Origin of the sequence: Methanohalobium sp., from assembly GCF_018609725.1 — an archaeon.
Taxonomy (GTDB): Archaea; Halobacteriota; Methanosarcinia; order Methanosarcinales; family Methanosarcinaceae; genus Methanohalobium.
In genome coordinates, this window is record NZ_JAHENT010000074.1 from 1 (window position 1) to 9,994 (window position 9,994).

10 protein-coding genes, 1 tRNA gene and 1 pseudogene are annotated in these 9,994 nt (G+C 35.6%); 8 read left to right on the top strand and 4 right to left on the bottom strand.

Translation table 11 applies throughout. The features are described 5' to 3' along the window. Positions 1–85: 85 nt before the first annotated feature. The 3 genes and pseudogenes from QZ276_RS04595 to QZ276_RS04605 form a co-directional block, all read left to right on the top strand. Positions 86–367 (top strand): annotated as a pseudogene (locus QZ276_RS04595) (NAD(P)-binding domain-containing protein); the annotation flags it as partial. A gap of 87 nt (positions 368–454) precedes the next feature. Further along, entirely contained in the window at positions 455–556 is a 102-nt protein-coding gene (locus tag QZ276_RS04600) for a hypothetical protein (RefSeq protein ID WP_292485735.1), read from the top strand. Continuing rightward, positions 553–1,884, top strand: coding sequence for a prephenate dehydrogenase (locus QZ276_RS04605; RefSeq protein ID WP_292485717.1), 1,332 nt, complete (start codon positions 553–555; stop codon positions 1,882–1,884). The genes QZ276_RS04600 and QZ276_RS04605 overlap by 4 nt, the downstream gene beginning before the upstream one ends. A 12-nt stretch (positions 1,885–1,896) precedes the next feature. Here QZ276_RS04605 and tpiA read toward each other — a convergent pair whose 3' ends face one another. The 4 genes from tpiA to QZ276_RS04625 are packed head-to-tail and all read right to left on the bottom strand — an operon-like array spanning position 1,897 to position 5,638. Further along, positions 1,897–2,574 (bottom strand): triose-phosphate isomerase, encoded by a 678-nt coding sequence (gene tpiA / locus QZ276_RS04610; RefSeq protein WP_292485719.1) that lies wholly within the window; start codon positions 2,572–2,574, stop codon positions 1,897–1,899. A gap of 53 nt (positions 2,575–2,627) precedes the next feature. Beyond that, positions 2,628–3,806, bottom strand: a complete 1,179-nt coding sequence (locus tag QZ276_RS04615) for a bifunctional 5,6,7,8-tetrahydromethanopterin hydro-lyase/3-hexulose-6-phosphate synthase (RefSeq protein WP_292485721.1) — start codon at positions 3,804–3,806, stop codon at positions 2,628–2,630. 53 nt (positions 3,807–3,859) lie between these two features. Further along, positions 3,860–4,471, bottom strand: coding sequence for an endonuclease III (nth, locus tag QZ276_RS04620; protein ID WP_292485723.1), 612 nt, complete (start codon positions 4,469–4,471; stop codon positions 3,860–3,862). Positions 4,472–4,486: 15 nt separating this feature from the next. Beyond that, positions 4,487–5,638: a geranylgeranyl reductase family protein gene (locus QZ276_RS04625; RefSeq protein WP_292485724.1), complete on the bottom strand. Its 1,152-nt coding sequence runs from the start codon at positions 5,636–5,638 to the stop codon at positions 4,487–4,489. Positions 5,639–5,763: 125 nt separating this feature from the next. On the opposite strand from QZ276_RS04625, the gene QZ276_RS04630 reads away from it, so the two are divergent. The 5 genes from QZ276_RS04630 to QZ276_RS04650 all read left to right on the top strand — a co-directional run. Continuing rightward, positions 5,764–5,837: transfer RNA gene (locus tag QZ276_RS04630), tRNA-Val, on the top strand. Positions 5,838–6,135: 298 nt separating this feature from the next. Beyond that, positions 6,136–6,789, top strand: coding sequence for a PAS domain-containing protein (locus QZ276_RS04635; RefSeq protein WP_292485726.1), 654 nt, complete (start codon positions 6,136–6,138; stop codon positions 6,787–6,789). 18 nt (positions 6,790–6,807) lie between these two features. Next, positions 6,808–7,929 (top strand): sensor histidine kinase, encoded by a 1,122-nt coding sequence (locus QZ276_RS04640; RefSeq protein ID WP_292485728.1) that lies wholly within the window; start codon positions 6,808–6,810, stop codon positions 7,927–7,929. Between the two features lie 552 nt (positions 7,930–8,481). Beyond that, complete coding sequence (locus QZ276_RS04645; RefSeq protein ID WP_292485730.1) at positions 8,482–8,727, top strand: hypothetical protein; 246 nt, start codon at positions 8,482–8,484, stop codon at positions 8,725–8,727. Positions 8,728–9,168: 441 nt separating this feature from the next. Beyond that, positions 9,169–9,994 (top strand): HEAT repeat domain-containing protein (locus tag QZ276_RS04650; RefSeq protein WP_292485733.1); only part of this gene is annotated, 826 nt, incomplete at its 3' end.

The window sequence follows — 9,994 nt, forward strand, 5'->3', positions numbered from 1 at the left end:
GAAATAAAAAGGGAATATTTGTTAATAACCCGAAGGGGTTGGAGCCAAACGTTCAAATTCAGGAGCTGGCGGTGAAAAAAAAAACAAAAAAATACTAATTTTTGGTGCAGGTGGCGCTTCCAGAGCAATATGTTTCCAGTTTGCAAATGACGGTGCAGATTTAATAATTGCCAACCGTACAGAAAGTAAAGCCGTTGAACTTGCCGAAGATGTAAAAAGCGTGGGTAACGCAAGGGGAACTGGATTTTCAAATTTGGAAGAGTTGATTGCAGAATCCGATATCCTCATAAATACTACCACAGTTGGGATGCATCCTAATACAAAAGATACCATCATAACCAGCGAACAGATGCACTCTGGACTTGTTGTATTTGATATTGTATACAACCCACTGGAAACCCGGCTTTTAAAAGAAGCAAAATCTGCAGGTGCTATACCCGTAAACGGATTGATGATGTTTGTATATCAGGGTGCAGAAGCTTTTAAAATCTGGACGGGTGAGAATCCACCGATAGAAGTCATGAAAAATACAGTTTTGGAGGAGCTTAAAAGTTGAACAATAGCATCCTAATAATCGGTGGTACCGGAGAAATGGGGCAATGGTTTGCAAAATTCTTCAAAAGAGAAGGATTCGAAGTTACATTATGGGGTAGTAGTCAGCGTGTGGATATAGCGGATAAACTAGGAGTGAATTTTGCCTCTGACCTTGACATTGCTATTGAAAAAAGCGATATAGTTATCGTTTCAGTCCCCATCGATATCACGGAAAAAGTTATTTCAGAAACTGCTCCAAAAATGAAACCAGGTAGTTTGTTGATGGATTTTACATCCATAAAGACAAAACCTGTTGAAGCCATGAAAAAATATGCACCTGAAAGTGTTGAAATTCTTGGCACACATCCAATGTTTGGTCCATCCATACCCAGCTTATACGGTCAGATTATAATAATGACACCGGTATCCGGAAGATGTGACAATTGGTTCCCTATTATTAACTCTGTTTTTGAAAACAACGGCGCTCATATAGAGGTTATCGACCCGAAAGAACATGATGAATTTGTTTCGGTAGTACAGGGGCTTACTCATTTTGCATACATCACCATAGGTTCCACCTTTAAAAGACTGGATTTTGATGTTTCCGAGTCACGGAAATTCATGAGTCCTGTTTATGACATAATGATTGATTTTGTGGGGAGAATTATCGGTCAAAACCCATATCTTTATGCACTTATACAAATGGAAAATCCTGAAGTTTTAAAAGTTCATGACGCTTTTAAAAAAGAATGCAACAATATTTCAGAAACCGTAAGACAGCATGATGTTGAAAGTTTTGTAGAAAATATGAAATCAGCAGCATCCCATTTTGGTGATACAACATCTGCTCTACATCGGTCTGACAAACTAATAAATTCAAAACTGCAGGAATTTGACCAGATAGCAAAGCTTGTAGGTAAAGAATGCGGACTTGTACACAGATATTCAGGTGTTACTCATGTAGGGATTGTTGAAAAAGTTAAACCGCGACATGTTGTTTTATCCAAACCACATCAGAAAAACAAATCTATATCTCTTAAAATAGAGAATGTACGCCTTTTATCCGAAAATGAACTCATACAATGGAAAATTAACAACCTAAAACACATAACAAGAGACATTTCTGTTTTCATCCCTACTAATGCAGTACCCGAAACCATAAAGGATATAATTTCTGATAATGACAATGTTGTAGATACAGAAATTATTGATACATTTTCAGGGTTTGAATATATAGAAAATCTCAGTGTTACATACAGGATTACAGTTCTTGAAGATAGCAATCCCAACCTGATACAGGATGAGGTAAAAAAATTGCTTGAAGGACTGGGATGTTACCCAAGAAGTTGAAAAATGAAAGTGTTAAATCTGGATTACAAGGTGTTCTAAGGCTTTTTCAGGGTCTTCCGCTTTGACCACACCCGATGCCAGTAAAACTCCTGCAGATCCAAGCTCAAGAGCAGCCTGCAAGTCTTCTCCTTTGGATATTCCTGCACCACAGAGTACTTTCACGTCTTCATTTACATTTTTAACTGCATCTACCGAACCTTTAACCACCTGCGGGTCTGCACTTGACACTGGTACCCCTGTACCTATTAGTTCCGGTGGTTCTATTGCTATATAATCGGTTCCAAGGGATGCTGCTGACGCGCTTGTATTCACATTATTAGTACATACTATAGTATAAAGCCCCGCTTTACTGGCAGCTTTTACCGAAGAATCGATATCTGCAAGTGTTAACCTTCGCTCGGAATGATTTATCAGTGTACCGATTGCACCAGCATCTTTTACACATTGAGCCAAAATCTGACCTGTGTGACTTCCTCCATCAATTCCATCGATGTGCTGTGAATAAACAGGAACATCCACATGTGAAGCTACCCGGTATATATCACAGAATTGGGGTGCTACACCTATATCCACATTATATTTTTCTGATACTTTTTTGCAGGCTTTTGCAATAGTTACGGCCTTTTCTCCTGTACCCTGTAGATAGGTCTTTAGATTTACCACTATTAGAGGTGATTTACTCAAATTCATTTATACTCCCTCCAGAATAAATAATAAATGTGGATTTAGATTGAATCCACAATTTAGAAATCGGTCATTACTCTATACTGGTCGATTTCCGGTTTGTTCAAAACGTCAAGGAATTTTTCAGATACCTGACGGACATCTTTAGCATTGGTAATAGCCCTTCCTGCTACTACTATATCCGCATCAGCTTTTAGAGCATCTGGGATGGTATCTACACGTATACCACCGGCAACAGCAACCATTATCTTTGGAGAGAGTTCCTTAATCGCATCAATACTTCCCCACGCATATTCAGTCTCTTCAACATCAATTGCCCGGTGGAGTTCAACCACATCAGGCAAGTCATCCAGTTGTCTAAGTATAGACATTGGGTCTGGTTCATTGAGGGTATCCATTACCACATAGATGCCTGTTTTATGAGCCTCGTTAATTGCTTTGTTAATAGTTGACACTGGAGCAAGGGCGGAAACAACTATTGCATCTGCTGTGGCATCTGAAACCATACGTGCCTCGAGATTTCCTGTATCCAGTGTCTTCAAGTCCGCAACTATAAACGCATCAGGTTTGACCTCTCTGAGACGGGAAACTACGTCCACACCATAACGTTTGATAAGAGGTGTTCCGGCTTCAAGTATGAGATGGTCGCTCTGTGGCAGTTGAGAGATGATATTTTTCACTGCATCAAGGTTTGGATTATCCAATGCAACCTGTAGATATGGTGGATCCCACAGCCTTGTTACTTTGAAGCCCATGATTGCATGCATACTCTTGTCCTTTTCTTCACACATTGTATCAACATCAGGGAACCCGTCCATTGCACGCTTGAGTGCAAGTTTGGTAGCACCGTAATTGTACCTGTAGATTTTATTGTAATCAGATGCTTTGGGATGTATAAATACACTTGCTACCAGTACGAGTTCATCGGCTTTATCCTTTGGTATAACACCATCTTCCACTGAATCGGCAACTGCCTTTGCTACAGCAGCCTGAGCCGGTCCAAATACCTGTTCTGCCTGTTCCATATTTTGCACTGTAACCTTAGGCACAATCAATGTGGATGGTTTGGTGGGCAGATTTGGACGTATGACAGACAGCATCGGGGTATGACCTGCAGACAACTGTGTCATACCTGTAGCAAATGCCTGTCCTACCGGTCCATCCTTGTCACCGACCATAAGGTCTACATGTGCAAGCTCTGGTTCTTCACCTATTAATGCTTCTCCAACCAATAACATAATACACCAATATTTTTCTTTTTTTATATAGGTATGTATAAATTAGTTAATATTTAGATTAATTTTGGACACGTATCATTCAAAACACACGAATCACATCTGGGAGATACTGGACGACATGTATTTTGTCCAAAGTGTACAAACAATTCATTAATCTTATTCCACAGATTTTCTGGAACTATATTTTTGAGTTCTTTTTCTGTTTGTTCGGGTGTTTTTGTACCTACCAATCCAAGACGGTTTGATATTCTATGGACATGAGTATCTACAGCTATTGCTTTTTTGGAAAATGCATATGTCAGTACACAATTTGCTGTTTTTCTGCCTACACCCGGTAGTTTCAATAAATCATTAAGATTATCTGGGACCTGCCCATTATACTCGTCCAGAATCATTTTAGATATCTGTTTGATACGCTGGGTCTTTACACGATAAAAGCCTACATTTTTTATCAAACTTTCTATTTCATCTTCATCTGCATGAACCAGTTCTTTAGGAGAACTGTATTTATCAAAAAGGGTTTTTGCTGAAGAATTTGTCACACTGTCACGGGTTCTCTGGGAAAGGACAGTAGTTATCAAAACATAAAACGGTTCACTGTTTTGATAATATAAAATTTCAGGATATTCATTTTCAAGGCGGTGCAAAACCTCTTTAACATTCATTGTTCGGGTCTTAAATCACAATGATATAAAATTCTTTGCTGTATAATAGGGTATTCTTGGTAAAAGCCATTTTATAAATGAAGAGTAACCTGAATTTCCTGTTACCAGATGAATAAACCTGTAAAGCATCTTCTCGTTATTAACAAGCATTTTTGCAAATATATCAGGGTGCCGATAAAACACTTTTGAAACTATATACGAATACTTTAAATCATCACCAAATTCACAATTACATTTATCCTGATATTCTGAAAGCATAGCTTTTGAAAAATCATTTTTGTAACAAGCATCGACAACGGTTTCAGCCGCTAATCTGCCGGATATTAAAGCATAATTTATCCCTTCACCCAGAAAAGCATCTACAAATCCTGCAGCATCACCTGTAAGTAAAACACGGTTATTGTATGTTTTTCTTTTAACACCGCCTATTGGTAAAAAATGTCCACTGGGCTTTATATAATCAAACCCAAGATTGTTTATGAATTCATAATATGACTTGAGAGAATTAGATGATTTCGCTGCATCAATACCTCCTATACCTACTGAAACATAGCCGTCCTTGGGAAATACCCACCCATACCCCTTTTTGATTTTATCAAAATGGAATTCCACTATATCTGGATAATTCTTATCAATATACTCTTTTGACAATGGTATGTCTGATGCAAGTGAAAATGCCGTTTCGTCAGGTTTTAATTGTGGTCTTACATATCGAGCACAAACACTGTTTACACCATCCGCACCTATCACATCCTTGGCTTTAAATACGCCTGCAGTTGTGTGTATTTCAACATGATTGCTTTTAATATTCAGTGATTTAACTCTTGTATTTTGAAGGAGTTTAGTTCCTGAATTAACAGCTTTTGTAGTAAGATAGTTGTCAAACTCTTTTCTGGATACCATAGAGGCAATAAGTTCATCAGAACGGGATTCAAGAACTTGGTTTCCATACCGCACTCTTGCTCCAAAACACTTTCTTTTTACCAGATTAACAGGTACATTATGGTCAAGATGTTTTAAGGCTTGGCTGGATATCCCACCTGCACAGGTTTTATCTCTTGGCAGATAATCCTTTTCAATAATCATTGTGCTCAAACCTGCTTTTGCAGTATATTCTGCAGCTGTTGAACCCGCAGGTCCAGCCCCTACTACTATTACATCCTGCATGTAATAAAAAGATAGAACAACTAATATTTCAAAATTAGCATATTGTTAAAAGTCATTTTCGCAAACAACCATCCCTTATTTATAACATAAATAATATTTATTGTAGCTTGGTTGCGATAGATTAAGGGCCCGTAGTCTAGCAGGTTATGACGTCGCCTTCACACGGCGGAGGTCTTGGGTTCGAATCCCAACGGGCCCATCTCTGTTTTCTGATTTAGTATTTTTACCAGACTCCTCTTGAAGAATGAGGTCTCTGAGTTCTTTGATTTGGTATTCAAGGTTTATAATTCTGTTTTCTAGTGGATTTTCAAATTCAGAGTTTAAACACTCATGGTCTACTACGATTAAAAAAACCTGTTTACCATCATGGGAGGTAGGATATATCTATATTAAATCGATAAATCCTCGATCTTAAAATTTTATATGCTGTATCAAAATAAACAAATATTTGCAATTCATAAGTATTATTAATATATAAATTGTTTTTATAAGGAGTTTTGTGGGGTTTTAAAATATCAGGCAATGTATTGAATTCTGTTTATGAATCCGTTGGTGATGGGGTTTGTATTAATGAAGTTATCTATAATGATAATGGCCATCATGTAGACTATAGGATAATCGATGCGAACTCTGCTTACGAATCCATTACAGGATTCAAAAGAGAAGAAATCGCAGGTCAACGAGCATCAGTGGTATATAATACAAAAAATCCACCACATCTTAATATCTACGCAAGAGTAGCCGAAACAGGTGAAAAAGCTAATTTTGAAACATATACTCCACAATTGAGGAAACATTTCAATGTATCAGTCATTTCTCCTGAAAAAGGAAAATTCATCACTATATTAACAGATATTACAAACAATAGTGAAATTGATGGTGAGCTGGAGAAAGTTTATGAAAATGTACCAGTAGTCCTTATGCTGGTCGATTCTGACAGAAGAATTCTAAAACTAAATAAAAACGCAGAGCTTTTTGCTGGTAAATCTTCAGAAGAGCTGGTAGGTTCAAGAGGTGGTGATGCTCTGGGCTGTCTACATTCACTGGATGACCCTGAAGGTTGTGGATTTGGACCGCATTGTAAGGATTGTATAGTAAAAAATACTGTTCTTGATACGTTTGAAACCGGTAACAACCATTACAATATCTAAGCATCTTTACCCTTTATAGTGGATGGCCGTGAAAAGGATCTGAAATTCCTACTATCAACATCACTCATCAATACAGAAAATAGATCAAAAGTTATTGACAGCATCCAGGACATAACTGAACGCAAGGAGACTGAAAAAGAATTAAAAGAAAGTGAAGAGAGGTTCAGAACACTTACAGAAAAAGCGGCTGACGCTATCATAGCACATGATTTTGACGGCAACATCGTATATGCAAATGAAACTGCAAGTAAAAATCTTGGATATTCAAGAGATGAAATGTTGTCGTTAAACGTTATTGATATTGATCCTTATGTTGATGTCGATGTTTTCAGGGATAAATACTGGAATAAAACATCTTCAGATACTTCATATTTTATAGGAACCTATCATAAAAGAAAGGATGGAACTATATTTCCCGTAGAAGTCAGGCTAACTCGTATCAATTTGAATGAAAAACCTGTAATACTGGCCTATATACGGGATATAACTGTACGAAAGCAAGCAGAAGAACGTCTTAAGGAACAAAAGGAACAGGTAATAGAAACTGAAAGAATAAGGCAACTTGAACTTCATCACAGGATAAAAAATAATCTTCAGATAATTTCCAGTTTGCTCAACCTCCAATCAGAAAAATTCACAGATGATAATGTAAAGGATGCTTTTATAGATACACGAAACCGAGTCATTTCAATGTCTCTTGTCCATAACAAATTATATCAAGCCAAAGGTCTGGAGAATGTGAATACAAAGGATTACATAGGTGATCTTGTTGACCACCTTAATGAACTATACAATGTACCCAACATAGATATAAACATTGATGTTGAGGATATATATCTTGGAATTGATACCATAATACCGCTTGGGATGCTTATTAATGAGATTTTGTCCAATTCTTTAAAATATGCATTTTCTGAAAGTGAAACGGGTAAAATTGAGATAAAACTTTATCAAAATAATAATAAAAATTATACGCTGATTGTTGCCGACAATGGTAAAGGAATGCCTGAGAATATAGATGTCAAAGATGCAGATACGCTTGGACTACAACTTATAAAAAGCCTAATAGACCAGATTGGCGGTGATTTTGAAGTAAATAAAGAAAATGGTACAAAATATATCATCAAGTTTAGTAGTTAATTTTTTGTTATGCAGAGAATTTAAAAACTAACCTCAAATTAATAAGATACCCAACCTGTGCCGCCCAAAATCACACAGATTGGATAGAAAACCATTTTTAACTACTTTTGACCCTGTATCATGGTTAACCCCACTCAACCAACAAAAACGCTCGTCCACTACTTTAAGCAGATGTAGGTTTTCTTCTATTTTCTACATCCACCTACTATTTCTTTCTAATGCCCTATAAATATATATAATAAACGATAATTACAATTTTTTAGTTTTAAATATTAATAAAGCGTTAAAATTTTTAGCGGTGTTATAAAATTGCTATTGCTATATCATATAAGTGAATGGATTTTAAAGCAAAATTAATTAATATATGTTACAGAAACGTAATACTTTGTTAAAAAGTATCAACCATCCAACATTATACAACGAAAACATAAAATTATTATACTAAAATTTATATTTTTTAATACTAAGAATAATATATTAACAAAGTACATACTATAAAAATCCATAATTCAAGAGTAGGATAATATAATTTAAAGAGGGGAGAGAATTTAATTGCCAAAATATAAATACAAAATATTAATTGAAAGTACACCTGAATATGAGGTTTATGTAAAAATACCTCATAGATACATAGAAAAAAATAACCTTGAATTCAAAAATGCTACCACTATTTTAAACGAAATAGGCGGAGATTATTTAATGTTGGATGCGTATTATCAGGGAGTATGGGTGCCCAAAAATATAATCCAATTTGAAAAGGTTAAAACTCATTCATTAACCAGTCATATAGAAAGTTAACCCTACATATTCAGTATCAAATAAAATTATTATTATATCATATTAATAACAATATATATCATGAAACAAAACTGTGTGTTATTCTATGATACTATGTACATAGATATACTGTTTTTATGTTCATAATTTGACAATATATCTACATGAAGTTTATCTAAATGTCCATAAATAGAGTGAAATGAGTCTTTGAAGGTATTGATAAAAATGTAAAGTGTGAGGCAATGAAAAACATTAATTAAAAACGGAAAAATCTACGGAGGAATGTTTCTATAATTGCCTCACTCCATCTACATTTTACAATTATACATTAGCGATATATAAAATATATCAGAGAAAACTATTTTTAATTGTTTTTAACGCTTGAATATAAAATAATATGTAAAGATAATCTTTTTATCTCATTAAATATATTCCTACTTATAGGAGTGAGGGGTATAAGCAATGAGAGGTAAAAGTTTAACATTTTTATCTTTAGTTATCATCATATTTTTATTTACGACTACAGGAAGCATTGCCGATGATAATAATCCAAAAGATGATAATATAAATCCTATTGACAGCAAGAGTGGTGCAGACAATACTCAAAAAGTAAATGCTGAAACTACAAACAAAGATGAACAGGGATTTCAGATTAATATTCCAGGAGTATTTACCAATTACAAAAATGACAAATCAACTGATTCCCTTATTAAAGACTTATTAAACAGTAGCAATGAAGATACACGTATCAAGGCCGCAAAAGCTCTCGGAGAAAAAAGAAGTCAAAATGCAATAGACTCATTGATAAAAGCATTCGAAGATGAAAGTGTATATGTTAAAATCGCTGCTGCTAATTCACTGGGTAAAATCGGAAACCCTGCAACAGAAGAGCTTCTTGAAGTGCTTGACAGCCATAACGAAGATGTGCGCAAATTTTCTGTTAAAGCACTTGAGGATATCAAAAATGATAATACTGTAGATGAATTGTCAGATGTTTTGTTAAATGACAAAAGCAGTGATGTTAGAGAAAGCGCCGCAAAAGCCCTCGGTAATATCGGCGACAAGAGAGCCGCTGAACCACTGATTAATGCTCTTTTAAATGATACTGATGAAGATGTAAGAAGTAATTCTGCTGTTGCTCTTGGAAAAATTAAAAATGAAAATGCTGTAAAACCTTTGTCAAACGCTCTTTTGAATGACAAAAGCAGTGATGTTAGAGAAAGCGCCGCAAAAGCCCTCGGTAATATCGGCGACAAGAGAGCCGCTGAACCACTGATTAATGCTCTTC

Bases quoted from the DNA above. Each gene is read 5' to 3' on its own strand.
- QZ276_RS04625 (WP_292485724.1), bottom strand. From the start codon at position 5,638: ATGCAGGATGTAATAGTAGTAGGGGCTGGACCTGCGGGTTCAACAGCT.
- QZ276_RS04600 (WP_292485735.1), top strand. From the start codon at position 455: ATGTTTGTATATCAGGGTGCAGAAGCTTTTAAAATCTGGACGGGTGAG.
- tpiA (WP_292485719.1), bottom strand. From the start codon at position 2,574: ATGAATTTGAGTAAATCACCTCTAATAGTGGTAAATCTAAAGACCTAT.
- nth (WP_292485723.1), bottom strand. From the start codon at position 4,471: ATGAATGTTAAAGAGGTTTTGCACCGCCTTGAAAATGAATATCCTGAA.
- QZ276_RS04615 (WP_292485721.1), bottom strand. From the start codon at position 3,806: ATGTTATTGGTTGGAGAAGCATTAATAGGTGAAGAACCAGAGCTTGCA.